Origin of the sequence: Pelomonas sp. Root1444, from assembly GCF_001426885.1 — a bacterium.
Taxonomy (GTDB): domain Bacteria; phylum Pseudomonadota; class Gammaproteobacteria; order Burkholderiales; family Burkholderiaceae_C; genus Pelomonas.
On sequence record NZ_LMFP01000001.1, the window covers coordinates 395,632 to 406,647 of the forward strand.

13 protein-coding genes are annotated in these 11,016 nt (G+C 70.3%); 8 read left to right on the forward strand and 5 right to left on the reverse strand.

Going from position 1 to position 11,016, the window contains the following annotated elements:
* The first annotated feature begins 123 nt into the window (after positions 1–123).
* Genes ASD35_RS01690 through ASD35_RS01705 form a run of 4 tightly spaced genes read left to right on the forward strand, consistent with a single transcriptional unit; the run spans position 124 to position 3,679 of the window.
* A complete protein-coding gene (locus ASD35_RS01690; protein WP_056873166.1) occupies positions 124–630 on the forward strand; it encodes a hypothetical protein in 507 nt (168 codons plus the stop codon).
* 1 nt (position 631) lies between these two features.
* Entirely contained in the window at positions 632–1,300 is a 669-nt protein-coding gene (locus ASD35_RS01695; RefSeq protein ID WP_056873167.1) for a PspA/IM30 family protein, read from the forward strand.
* A gap of 46 nt (positions 1,301–1,346) precedes the next feature.
* The gene (locus ASD35_RS01700; protein WP_056873168.1) at positions 1,347–1,973 is read left to right on the forward strand and encodes a YqiJ family protein; all 627 of its coding nucleotides are present in this window, start codon (positions 1,347–1,349) and stop codon (positions 1,971–1,973) included.
* A 14-nt stretch (positions 1,974–1,987) separates the two neighbouring features.
* Positions 1,988–3,679 (forward strand): flotillin family protein, encoded by a 1,692-nt coding sequence (locus ASD35_RS01705; protein ID WP_056873169.1) that lies wholly within the window; start codon positions 1,988–1,990, stop codon positions 3,677–3,679.
* A gap of 4 nt (positions 3,680–3,683) precedes the next feature.
* Here ASD35_RS01705 and ASD35_RS01710 read toward each other — a convergent pair whose 3' ends face one another.
* From ASD35_RS01710 to ASD35_RS01720, 3 genes are read right to left on the reverse strand one after another with little or no spacing between them, the layout of a single operon-like run.
* The gene (locus ASD35_RS01710) at positions 3,684–4,832 is read right to left on the reverse strand and encodes a hypothetical protein (protein WP_056873170.1); all 1,149 of its coding nucleotides are present in this window, start codon (positions 4,830–4,832) and stop codon (positions 3,684–3,686) included.
* A 20-nt stretch (positions 4,833–4,852) separates the two neighbouring features.
* The gene (locus tag ASD35_RS01715; protein ID WP_056873171.1) at positions 4,853–5,353 is read right to left on the reverse strand and encodes a hypothetical protein; all 501 of its coding nucleotides are present in this window, start codon (positions 5,351–5,353) and stop codon (positions 4,853–4,855) included.
* On the reverse strand, positions 5,350–5,952 hold the full coding sequence (locus ASD35_RS01720) for an RNA polymerase sigma factor (protein ID WP_056873172.1): 603 nt from the start codon (positions 5,950–5,952) through the stop codon (positions 5,350–5,352). The genes ASD35_RS01715 and ASD35_RS01720 overlap by 4 nt, the downstream gene beginning before the upstream one ends.
* A gap of 148 nt (positions 5,953–6,100) precedes the next feature.
* Between ASD35_RS01720 and ASD35_RS01725 the strand changes: the two genes are divergently transcribed.
* Together ASD35_RS01725 and ASD35_RS01730 are read left to right on the forward strand one after the other, a co-directional pair.
* A complete protein-coding gene (locus ASD35_RS01725; protein ID WP_056873173.1) occupies positions 6,101–6,514 on the forward strand; it encodes a VOC family protein in 414 nt (137 codons plus the stop codon).
* A complete protein-coding gene (locus ASD35_RS01730) occupies positions 6,511–6,969 on the forward strand; it encodes a hypothetical protein (protein ID WP_056873174.1) in 459 nt (152 codons plus the stop codon). The genes ASD35_RS01725 and ASD35_RS01730 overlap by 4 nt, the downstream gene beginning before the upstream one ends.
* On the opposite strand, the gene ASD35_RS01735 is transcribed toward ASD35_RS01730, so the two are convergent.
* Complete coding sequence (locus ASD35_RS01735) at positions 6,956–7,486, reverse strand: GNAT family N-acetyltransferase (RefSeq protein ID WP_056873175.1); 531 nt, start codon at positions 7,484–7,486, stop codon at positions 6,956–6,958. The two genes, ASD35_RS01730 and ASD35_RS01735, sit on opposite strands and share 14 nt — an antisense overlap.
* Positions 7,487–7,569: 83 nt before the next feature.
* Here ASD35_RS01735 and ASD35_RS01740 point away from each other — a divergent pair, with 83 nt between their 5' ends.
* Positions 7,570–8,727: a methionine aminotransferase gene (locus tag ASD35_RS01740; protein ID WP_056873176.1), complete on the forward strand. Its 1,158-nt coding sequence runs from the start codon at positions 7,570–7,572 to the stop codon at positions 8,725–8,727.
* Between the two features lie 303 nt (positions 8,728–9,030).
* The gene (locus ASD35_RS01745; RefSeq protein WP_056873403.1) at positions 9,031–9,714 is read left to right on the forward strand and encodes a type IV pili methyl-accepting chemotaxis transducer N-terminal domain-containing protein; all 684 of its coding nucleotides are present in this window, start codon (positions 9,031–9,033) and stop codon (positions 9,712–9,714) included.
* 43 nt (positions 9,715–9,757) lie between these two features.
* On the opposite strand, the gene ASD35_RS01750 is transcribed toward ASD35_RS01745, so the two are convergent.
* The gene (locus ASD35_RS01750; RefSeq protein ID WP_056873177.1) at positions 9,758–11,014 is read right to left on the reverse strand and encodes a Zn-dependent hydrolase; all 1,257 of its coding nucleotides are present in this window, start codon (positions 11,012–11,014) and stop codon (positions 9,758–9,760) included.
* Between the last annotated feature and the right edge of the window lie 2 nt (positions 11,015–11,016).

Below are 11,016 nucleotides of genomic sequence, written 5' to 3' on the forward strand. Positions count from 1 at the left end.
GCCCGGCGCGAAGCACTGACCCCCCTCGCTCCTCGCCAGAACGGCGCGGCCAGCGATGTGTTGACAAATGAATTCAAACGAATACATTCGTGTTCGTTGGAACTCATTTGAAGGCGGTGCCGCATGGCGACGCAGACGATCACGATGGAGCCCTTGTCGGCTCGCATCCCCAGCGACCTCTATCTCTGGCTCGCGCAGCTGCAGGTGGACGGCGCCACGACGAACAGCGACAAGCTGCGCGTGCTGCTGGGGCAGCTCAAGCGCCAGCACGACGGCGCGTTCGACTACGTGGCCGCCCACGGCTGGGCGCGGGAGCTGACGCACCGGCTGCGCGAGGCGCTGGTGCGCATCGAGGGCAGCGAGGGCCGGCATTCCGAGGTGCTCAATCTGCTCGTCGAGCAGGTCACGACGTTGATGGCCCTGGTCATCAGCAGCGCGCCCACGACCGCAGACGAAGCAGCGAAGCTGGAGGACGCGCTGGTGCGCCGCGCCGCGCTGCTCGGCGAATCCCTGCTGCGCCAGGCCACGACCGGCGGCGCGCACGCCTTCGACCCGGAGGTGGTGAAGCGCCACCTCGGCCCCACCGTCGAGCTGGCCTCGACGCTCACCACCGTCAACCAAGGAGCCTGACATGGCCGATTCCCTGAAGACCCGCGTGGGCCGCGTGATCGCCGGCGGCGTGCATGCGCTGCTGGACAAGATCGAGGACCTGAACCCGCATGCCGCCATGGAGCAGGCCATCCGCGAGGCCGATGGCGTCATCGACGAGGTGCGCCATGAGCTGGGCACCGTCAGCGCCAACCGCCATCTTGCCCAGCAGCAGCACGCCAAGCTCAACCGCGGCCATGAGGAACTGCGTGACCAGATCGCCCAGGCGCTCAGCGCGCAGCGCGACGACCTGGCGCGCGCTGCCGTGTCGCGGCAGATCGACATCGAGGCGCAGATCCCCGTGCTGGAGACGACGCTGGCCGACCTGGCACGCCAGGAGCAGGAGCTGCAGGGCTTTACTGCGGCGCTGTTGGCCAAGAAGCGCGAGATGCAGGAGGCGCTGGCCGAGTTCCGCAAGAGCCGCGCGGCCACCGAGTCGGCCGCGCAGCCGGTGGGGCAGGCCAACGTCGAGCAGCGCCTGGGCAAGGTCGCCGACGCCTTCGACAAGATCTACCAGCGCCAGACGGGACTGGACGGTACGCAGCAGGCTGCCAGTCTGGAACAAGCCGCGCGCCTGAGCGAACTGGAGCAACTGGTGCGCGACCACAAGATCGCCGAGCGGATGGCTCAAATCAAGGCAGGGCAAGCTTGACAGGCCTGACACTCACGCCCGGCCGCAACTCCCAGGACTTGCTTCGATGAACCTGTTCACCTCGCCCGAGACCTTGCCCTTCGGCGTCGCCGTGGCGCTGATCGTGGCCATCGCTTTGCTGGAAGGCCTGGGCATGCTGGTCGCGCTCAGCCCCAGCAACGTCATCGACGACCTGCTGCCGCATGCGGTTCCCGAGTCCGGCCTGGACCGCGTGCTCGGCTGGCTGCACCTGGGCCGCGTGCCGGCGCTGGTGTTGCTGCTGCTGTTCCTGCTGGGCTACGCACTGTTCGGTTATGCGCTGCAGAAGGTGGCGTTCAACCTGCTCGGCGGCTTCCTGCCCGCCTGGCTGGCGGGGCTGCTGGCCGTGCCGCCGGGGCTGGCCACGGTGCGTGGCCTGGGCAGCCTGGTGGCGCACATCATTCCGCGCGACGAGAGCAGCGCCGTCAGCGAGCAGTCGCTGGTGGGCCGCTCAGGCGTCATCAGCGGCGGGCAGGCGCGCCGTGGCCTGGCGGCGCAGGCGCGGGTGCGCGACGCCTTCGGGCGCACGCACTACCTGATGGTCGAGCCTGACCTGGACGACGAAGTGTTCGAAGAAGGCGCGCAGATACTGATCGTGCGCAAGGCCGGGGCGTTCTATCGCTGCATCGCCAATCCGCATCCCAACCTGATCTGAGGGAGACCCACAACATGGACAACATCATCGAGATCGCCGGCATCGCCGGCATTGCCCTGGTCGGCCTGCTGACCATCGGCTTCGTCTTCGCGCGGCTGTACAAGCGCAGCACCAAGGAGCTGGCCTTCGTGCGCACGGGCCTGGGCGGGCAGAAGGTCATCATGGACGGCGGCGCCATCGTGCTGCCGGTGTTCCATGAGCGCGTGCTGGTCAACATGAACACGCTCAAGCTCGAGGTGCTGCGCCGCGAGCGCGAGAGCCTGATCACCAAGGACCGCATGCGGGTGGACGTGACGGCGGCCTTCTTCGTGCGCGTGAAGCAGACGGAAGAGGCCGTCAGCACCGCGGCGCAGACACTGGGCGCGCGCACGATGAGCCCCAACGAGCTGAAGGCGCTGGTGGAGGACAAGTTCGTCGACAGCCTGCGCGCCACCGCGGCGACCATGACCATCCAGGAGCTGCAGGACAAGCGCCGCGACTTCGTGCAGGCGGTGCAGAACGCCGTCGCCGAGGACCTGGAGAAGAACGGCCTGGAGCTGGAGTCCGTCTCCCTCACCAGCCTGGACCAGACCGACAAGCAGTTCTTCAACCCCAACAACGCCTTCGACGCCGAGGGCCTCACAAGGCTGACGGAACAAACCGAGGCGCGCCGCAAGCAGCGCAACGACGTCGAGCAGGACACCGAGGTGCAGGTGCGCACCAAGAACCTGGAGGCCAGCCGGCTGAAGCTCACCATCGAGAAGGACCAGGAGTTCGCCTCGCTGACGCAGAAGCGCGAAATCGAGATGGCGCGCGCCGAGCAGTCCGCGCAAATCGCGTCGCAGCAGGCCGAGCGCAACCGCGAAGCCGAGACCGTGAAGATCGAGGCGGAGCGCCAGGTGGGCCAGCGCCGCATCGAGGCCGAGCGCGAGATCAAGGCAGCGGAGATCGAGAAGAACCTGGTCATCCAGACGCGCGAGATCGAGCAGGAGCGCCAGGCCGAGCTCAAGCGCGCGGACCAGCGCAAGCAGGTCGAGATCGCGCGCCAGGACACGCAGATCGCCATCGCCACCAAGTCGCGCGAGCAGTCCGAGGCTGACGCGGCCGCCAACCTGGCGCGTGCCGAAGCCGTGAAGGCCGAGGAAACGGTGAACACCGCGCGCCAGGTGGCCGTGGCCGAACGTGACAAGGCCATCCAGCTGATCGAGGCCAGCAAGGACGCCGAGCAGAACGCGATCGCGGTCAAGGTCTCGGCCTCGGCCGAGAAGGAGGCCGCCATCGACCGCGCCGAGGCGCTGACCATCGAGGCCAAGGCCAAGCAGGCCGCTGCGATCGCGGAGGCCGAGGGGCGGCGCGCGATCAACGAGGCGCTCAACACGCTGTCGGCCGCGCAGATCGACCTGCAGGTGCGCACGCAGCTGTTGCAACAGCTGCCCACCATCCTGGCCGAGGCCGTCAAGCCGATGGAGAACATCGACTCCATCCGCATCGTGCAGGTCAACGGCATGCCCGGCCAGAGCGGCGGCTCGGAAGGCGGTGGCGCGAACGGCGCGACCTTCCCCGAGCAGGTCATGAACTCGGCGCTGCAGTACCAGATCGCCAAGCCCATCGTCGACGCGGTGATGCAGGACGCGGGCCTGTCGAATCAAGGCATCACGGGCATCGCGCAGAACCTGGTCGGCATGCTCAAGCCGGCGCCCGGCGCAGACGCAGCGCCGGTGAACTGAGGCGTCAGGACGCCTTGGTCGGCTCGGCCGGCCGGGCGTTGCGCCGCGGGCTCTCGCCGAAGTCTGCTGGCGGCTTCATCAGCGCCGGGTCGGGCTCGCCGCGCCTGATCTTTTCCAGCCGGTAGTTCTGCTCGCCGCTGCGCGGGTCGGCATCGCGGCTCTGCACGGTGAGCATCAGCTCGGGGCTGCGCCAGACCTCGCGGGTGCTGACGATGGGCTTCTCGTTGCCGATCTTGCCGGCCTCCAGCGTCCAGGTCGTGCGTTCGCCGTTGACCTTCACGCCGTCGATTTCCTTGGGCGGCAGCGCCGTGGTCACGCCGCCGCTGCGTGGCTGCAGCGGCAGCTGCAGCATCAGCGGGGTGGGCGGCACCGGTGGCACCGGCGGGGCGAGCATGGCGGGCGGCGTCGGCATCTCGCTGGCGTGGATGACGCGCAGCTCGCGCCTGCGCTCGACGGGCATGGCCGCGCTGGCGCCGCTCGCCGCCGCGGCCGGTGCGACCAGCTCGCGCTCGATGACGATGCCCGGTTCACCGGAGCGGCTGCGGATGCGCTCCACGTCCGCCGCCTTGGCGCGCTCGGCCACGCTGCCGGCCCATTCCTTCCAGCGCCCGGCCTGCTCGCGCATGCGCTCGCCCCAGTCCTGCATGGACGCCTGCCAGGCCGACATCGCCTCGTCGTGGCCGCCCTGCATCCAGGCCGTGTTGCCGCGCAGCCGCTGCACGCGCTTCTGGTCGGGGTAGACGACCCAGCTCTCCTTGGCCACCGGGTCGTTCAGGTAGACCACCTTGGGCCCGCCTTCACGCTGCACCTCGCGGCGCGTGCGGCCCTCGCCGTCGCGGCACAGCTGGCTTTGCTGTTTGCGCACGATGCGGTTGCCGTCGCCCAGCGGCTGGATGCTTTCGTGCACGGCGGTGGCGCAGTACGGCGCGCCCTTGACCACGCGCTCGGCCTCCAGCTCGCGGCCGGCGAAGGTCAGGGCCTGGTCGCCCAGAGCCAGTTGCCGGGGCAGGTCGGCCATTACGCGGGTCATCTCGCGGTTCACTTCGCGGGTGACATCGCTCGCGATGTCCCGGGGCACCGTCACGTCCGCCTCCAGCGCGCAGGCCGAGGCGGCCAAGGCCAGCAGCGACAGGCTCATCAGGGTCTTGCTCATCATCGTTCTCCGTCTACGCATCAGTTCAGGACTCGCACCGCCAGCACCTCGCCGCTGGGGTGCAACATCAGCTCGGCCCGCACCGTCTCGCCGGCGCGCGTGGCATCGAAGGGCAGGCCCAGCAGGGCCAGGCGCTCGCGCGGCAGCTCGGCCGGCTGCAGCCAGACGGCGGCGCTGCGGCCGGCCGCCAGCGCCTGGCGGAACTCGCGCTCGGGCACCAGCGGGATGAAGCCGCTGCCCGCGACGGTGGCGGCCTGCGCGGCCTGGCTGCCGGGCGGGTCCAGCAGCAGCATCGCGCTCAGCAGCAGCACGGCCGTGGCGCCCAGTGCGCCGCTGCCCCAGGCCAGGCGGCGCAGCCAGCGCGGCTCGTGTGACCGGGCGGTGCGGCGTCGGGCCTCTTGTGCCTGCAGTTGCTGCGTCAGGCGCGCCAGCAGCGTGGCGTCCTGTTCGGCGTCGGGGCACCACTGCGCGAACTCGGCGCGGGCCCGTGGCAGCCAGGCGGGCGTGTCGTCTAGGCTCATGATCGTTCTCCCACGGCCAGCAACTCGGCCAGGCGCTGGCGGGCGCGGTGCAGGCGGGTGCGCAGCACGTCCAGGCTCACGCCCGCGAGCGTGGCGGCCTCCTCGTAGCTGCGCTCCTGCAGGTCCACCAGCACCAGCGCCTCACGCTGCGGCCAGCTCAGCCGGCGGATGGCCGCCCACAGGCTGTCCTGCTGCTGGGCCGCCGCCAGGCGGGCGTCGCTGGCCGGCATGGCCTGGGCGGTGTCGTCGGTGTCGAATGCGTCGTCCAGCGGGACGTGGCGGCGCGCATCGCGCCACTGGCTCAGCAGCTGGTGGCGAGCCATGCCGGCCAGGTAGGCGCCCAGCGTGCCGCGCGCGGCGTCGAAGGCCTGCGGCCCGCGCAGCAGCTGGGCGAAGGCCTCCTGCACGGCGTCCAGCGCGGTGGCCTCGTCGCCGGCCAGCGCCAGCGCATAGCGGTAGACCGAGCCGCTCTCGCGCCGGTACAGCAAGGCCAGCGCGTCGGCATCGCCGTCGGCCAGGCGCGCCAGCAGCGCGGCCTCATCGGCCTGCGCGGACGAAGCCGCTGGCGCGACGAAGCCGAGGCGGCTCAGCCAGCTCATGCCGGGGTGCACGGTGAAAGGGCCTGCGGTGCTTGCATGCGCCTATTGAGCGCGACGACCCCGGCTCGTTACTCAGGACAAACCCGTCGTCACTTTCGGCATGGTCGCCGCGCGCGATGATGCTGGCCACCCAGAAAGGAAACGCCGCATGCTGAAGCTGCAAGGCATCGACCATCTCGTGCTGCGCGTCGTCGACCTCGACCGCATGGTGCGCTTCTATGTCGACACGCTCGGCTGCAGCGTCGAGCGCCGCCAGGACGCGATCGGCCTCGTGCAATTGCGCGCCGGCCGGTCGCTCATCGATCTCGTGCCGGTGGACGGCAAGCTGGGCCGCATGGGCGGCGCGGCGCCGGGTGCGGAGGGCCGCAACCTGGACCACTTCTGCCTGCGCGTCGACCCCTTCGACGAGGCGGCCCTGCGCGCGCACCTTGCCGCGCACGGCGTCGATGCCGGCAAGACCGAGAGCCGCTACGGTGCCGAGGGCGAGGGGCCGTCCATCTACCTCAGCGACCCCGAGGGCAACGTCGTCGAGCTCAAGGGCCCGCCGGGGCGTGTCGAATGAAGCCGCTGGCCCGCGCCATCGTCTGGGGCGGCCTGGTGGCCGGCACCGGTGACCTCGTCTTTGCGCTCAGCTACTACGGCATGAAGCTCAAGGTCTTCCAGGGTGTCGCGGCCGGCCTCATCGGCCGCGAGGCGGCCTTCAGCGGTGGCGAGGCGACGTTTGCGCTCGGCGTCGCGCTGCACTACGGCATGGCGCTGATCTGGGCCGCGATCTTCTGTGTCGCGGCGCTGCGCCTGCCCGCGCTGCTGCGCAACGCGACGGCCGCGGGCCTGGCCTACGGCTTCGTCGTGTACTTCGGCATGAACCACGTCGTGCTGCCGTTGTCGGCGCTGCACACGCCCTTCTGGCCGCCCAAGCTGGACGCGGCCGCCATCGCGGCGCACTGCTTCGTGTTCGGTTTCCCCATCGCGCTGGCGGCGCGGCGGGTGCTGCTGGGCGGGCCTAGGACGGCGTGAGCTCTCGCGCCAGCACGCGGTTGCCGTAGCTGTTGCCTTCGAAGCTGTAGCTCGTGGCGCCGATGTCCGCATAGCCCTCGCGAGCGTAGAAGCCCAGCGCGCGCCGGTTGCCGTCCCAGGCGGTGAGCCAGAGCGAGCCCAGGCCCGCTTCCGACGCCAGCGCCTCGGCGGCGCGGATCAACCGGCGGCCCAGTCCTGAGCCTTGTGCCACAGGTTGTACATACAAGCGGATCAACTCGGCACCGGTGAGGCCGCCCGCCGGCGCTGGCTGCGCGGCCAGGTGCACTTCGGCAAAGCCGAGCAGGGCGGTGCCGCGCTCGGCCAGCACGAAGCGTCGCTGCGGCTCGCGCAGCCGGGCGTCGAAGGCGTCGACCGCGTACTCGCGCAGTGCCTCGCGGGCCAGGTCGGGCCGCACGCCGTCGCCGGCATAGGTGTCCAGGAACACCTGGATGGCCAGCGCGGAAATGGTGGCTGCGTCGTCCGGCGTGGCGGCGCGCAGGGTCAGGTCCGGGGTCAAGGTGAAAGTGCAGGAGTGAAGGAACGCATCAGCATAGGCGCCCGGCGCAGAAGGCCGGCGCGGCTCCCGCAGAATCACCCACCATGCCCGTCCTGCCCACCAAGCTGCCCCATACCGGCACCACCATCTTCACCGTCATGTCGGCGCTGGCCGCCGAGCATGGCGCCGTCAACCTCGGCCAGGGCTTCCCTGACTTCGCTGCCGACCCGGCCCTGTTGCAGGCCGTCACCGAGGCAATGGCCGCCGGCCACAACCAGTATCCGCCGATGACCGGCGTGCCGGCGCTGCGCCAGGCGGTGGCGGCCAAGCTGAACGCGCTCTACGGCTCGGCCTACGACGCCGAGCGCGACATCACCATCACCGCCGGGGGCACGCAAGGGATCATCACGGCGCTGCACAGCTGCGTGGCCGCGGGCGACGAGGTCGTCATCATCGAGCCGGCCTACGACAGCTACGACCCCGCCATCCGCCTGGCCGGCGCGGTGCCGGTGGGCGTGCCGATGACGCTGGACTATCGACTGGACTGGGATGCGGTGCGCGCCGCCATCACCCCGCGCACGCGCGCGCTGGTGCTGAACACGCCGCACAACCCCAGCGGCCGCATCGCCACCGCCGACGACCTGCAGGAGCTAGCGCGCATCGCCGAACAGCATGACCTGTTCGTCATCAGCGACGAGGTCTACGAGCACATGGTGTTCGACGGCGCGCCGCACGAGAGCGTGGCGCGCTACCCGGCCTTGCGCGAGCGCAGCTTCCTCGTCAGCAGCTTCGGCAAGACCTTCCACGTGACCGGCTGGAAGGTCGGCTTCGTTGCCGCGCCGCCGGCGCTCAGTGCCGCCTTCCGCCGCCTGCACCAGTACACCGTGTTCACCGTGCACACGCCGACGCAGCACGCGATTGCCGCCTACCTCGCCAACCCGGCGCCCTGGCGGGGGCTGAGTGACTTCTATCAAGCCAAGCGCGACCGCTTTCGCGCCGCGCTCGAAGGCACGCCGCTGAAGCTGCTGCCGTGCGAGGGCACCTACTTCCAGACGGTGGACTACCGCGCCGTGTCCGACATGCCGGAGCTGGATTTCGCCAGGTGGCTGACGACCGAGATCGGCGTCGCAGCGATCCCGCTGTCGGTCTTCTACCAGCGGCCGCAGGAGCGCGGCCATGTGCGGTTCTGCTTCGCCAAGCGCGACGAGACGCTGGCGCTCGCGAGCGAGCGGCTGCAGGCCCTCGCCGGCCGGCGGGCCTGACGGGCTTCCCGAAAAGGAAGTGCGCGGCGCGGCGCGACCGACCGGGCAGACCTTGCCGTTCACGGCGGCATTCGTCTGGTCGCCGATGCCGAAGTCGCGAGTGCAGCGGCGGCGGTCTTTCTCGCCAGGCCATCCAGGGTGCCCGGCGCATGGGCCACGCCACCGACGCTGAGGCTGGCGCTGGCGCTCGAGCCGGCGCCCATGGGCACCGTGCTGCTGGCACGCCCCGTGCTCACCCAGGGTGCGAGGGCGACCGGGTGGCCGAGGGCGGCGCAGGTTGTGACCCTGTTCACGGAATCTGCCATGCTGCACCAAGTGCGTACGTCCAACGATGCACCAAAGCGAGCCGCCGCTGCATCCAAGCCGGCTTCCGGCGAGCGCTTCGGCACATTGATCAACCTCTCGGGCCGGCGCCGCTTCACGTCACAGCGCGTCGTGCTCTACGCCGTGCTCGCTGCGCAGGGCCGCGGCGCCGCCATTGCCACGGCACAAGAGGCGCTCGCGACCTTCCGCGATGCTCACCGCGCGCTGCTCGAAGGCGAGCTGTCGCCCGAAATGCTGGGTGGCGATCTGAAGCAGGCCTACTTCGGCCCGGACCGCGCGGATGAGCGCATCACCGCCTTCATCGCGCTGGCGCAGCGCACGCTGCAGGCCATTGCGGCCGAGGCGCCCAGCGTGCCGGAGCTGCTGGAGGGGCTGGTGGACAGCGCCACGCCGCTGCTGGCGACGCTGAACCGGCTGACCCAGCTCTACGAAGAGCTCGCCCGCAGGCAGGCCGCAGAAGCGAAGCAGCAGCTGGCGTCGGTCATGGGCGACATCGAGCAGATCGCGAAGCACGCGCGCATCGTGTCCTTCAACGCCCAGGTCGTCGCCGCGCGGGCCGGCATGTCGGGCCGCGAGTTCGCCGTCGTGTCGGGCGAGTTCACGCAGATCACCGGCAAGCTCGATGGGCTGGTGCGGGAGGCGGTGAGGAGCGCGGTGGCTTGAGGGTCAGCCGTCGGTACGGACGAATGCTGCGTGCCGCGTGGCGTCACCCTGCCCGCTCCAGCATCGCCTGCAACAACACATTGCACCCCGCCTCGATGTGCTCGGGCTTGGCGTCCTCGATCTCGTTGTGGCTGATGCCGTCCTTGCAGGGGATGAAGATCATGCCGGCGGGCGCCAGCCTCGCCATGTAGACGGCGTCGTGGCCGGCGCCGGACACCGCGCGCATGTTGCTGTAGCCCAGCGCGTCGGCGGCCTTCTGCACGGCGGCGATGCAGTCGGCGTGGAAGGGCTGGGCCGGGTAGGCACTGACGGGCGTGATCGCTATGGGCAGGCCGCTCTCCGCTGACAGCTTGGCCGCAACCGCACGGATGTCCGCGTCCATCGCGTCGCACAGCGCGTCGGTCGCGTTGCGCAGGTCGATGCTGAACTTCACGCGGCCGGGGATGACGTTGCGGCTGTTGGGGTGCACCTGCACCATGCCCACGGTGCCGCGGCCGTGCGGTGGGTGGCGGTGGGCGCAGGCCACCACTTCCTGCATCAGCTGTGCGGCCACCTGCAGCGCGTCCTTGCGCAGCGCCATCGGCGTGGGGCCGGCGTGGGCTTCCATGCCGGTGACGACGCAGTCGTACCAGCGGATGCCCAAAACACCGGTGACGACGCCGATGGTCTTGTCGTGGTCCTCCAGCACCGGCCCCTGCTCGATGTGGGTCTCGAAGTAGGCGCCGATGGGGTGGTCGCCGGGTACCTGATCGCCGACGTAGCCGATGCGCTCCAGCTCGCCCTTGACCGTCTTGCCTTCGGTGTCGGTGGCCGCGTAGGCGTGCTCCAGCGTGAATGCCTGGGCGAACACGCCCGAGCCCATCATGACGGGCACGAAGCGCGAGCCTTCCTCGTTGGTCCAGAAGGCCACCTCGATGGGCGCCTCGGTCGCTATGCCGTGGTCGTTCAGCGTGCGCACGACCTCGATGCCGGCCAGCACGCCGTAGTTGCCGTCGAACTTGCCGCCGGTGGGCTGGGTGTCGATGTGGCTTCCGGTCATGATGGGCGGCAGGCTGTTGTTGCGGCCCGGCCGGCGCATGAAGCCGTTGCCGATCTGGTCGATGGTGACCGTCATGCCGGCCTCGCGCGCCCAGCGGGTGACGAGGTCGCGGCCCTGCTTGTCGAGGTCGGTCAGCGTCAGGCGGCAGACGCCGCCTTTCTCGGTGGCGCCGATCTTCGCGAGCTCCATCAGTGAGTCCCACAGGCGTTGGCCGTTGATACGCAGCGTCGTGATGTCGGGTCGGGTGACGGCGGTGTCCATGG

What these genes read in the sequence shown, in the direction of transcription:
- ASD35_RS01690 (WP_056873166.1), top strand. Translation starts at nt 124, where the DNA reads ATGGCGACGCAGACGATCACGATGGAGCCCTTGTCGGCTCGCATCCCC.
- ASD35_RS01695 (WP_056873167.1), top strand. Translation starts at nt 632, where the DNA reads ATGGCCGATTCCCTGAAGACCCGCGTGGGCCGCGTGATCGCCGGCGGC.
- ASD35_RS01700 (WP_056873168.1), top strand. Translation starts at nt 1,347, where the DNA reads ATGAACCTGTTCACCTCGCCCGAGACCTTGCCCTTCGGCGTCGCCGTG.
- ASD35_RS01705 (WP_056873169.1), top strand. Translation starts at nt 1,988, where the DNA reads ATGGACAACATCATCGAGATCGCCGGCATCGCCGGCATTGCCCTGGTC.
- ASD35_RS01710 (WP_056873170.1), bottom strand. Translation starts at nt 4,832, where the DNA reads ATGAGCAAGACCCTGATGAGCCTGTCGCTGCTGGCCTTGGCCGCCTCG.
- ASD35_RS01715 (WP_056873171.1), bottom strand. Translation starts at nt 5,353, where the DNA reads ATGAGCCTAGACGACACGCCCGCCTGGCTGCCACGGGCCCGCGCCGAG.
- ASD35_RS01720 (WP_056873172.1), bottom strand. Translation starts at nt 5,952, where the DNA reads ATGAGCTGGCTGAGCCGCCTCGGCTTCGTCGCGCCAGCGGCTTCGTCC.
- ASD35_RS01725 (WP_056873173.1), top strand. Translation starts at nt 6,101, where the DNA reads ATGCTGAAGCTGCAAGGCATCGACCATCTCGTGCTGCGCGTCGTCGAC.
- ASD35_RS01730 (WP_056873174.1), top strand. Translation starts at nt 6,511, where the DNA reads ATGAAGCCGCTGGCCCGCGCCATCGTCTGGGGCGGCCTGGTGGCCGGC.
- ASD35_RS01740 (WP_056873176.1), top strand. Translation starts at nt 7,570, where the DNA reads ATGCCCGTCCTGCCCACCAAGCTGCCCCATACCGGCACCACCATCTTC.
- ASD35_RS01745 (WP_056873403.1), top strand. Translation starts at nt 9,031, where the DNA reads ATGCTGCACCAAGTGCGTACGTCCAACGATGCACCAAAGCGAGCCGCC.
- ASD35_RS01750 (WP_056873177.1), bottom strand. Translation starts at nt 11,014, where the DNA reads ATGGACACCGCCGTCACCCGACCCGACATCACGACGCTGCGTATCAAC.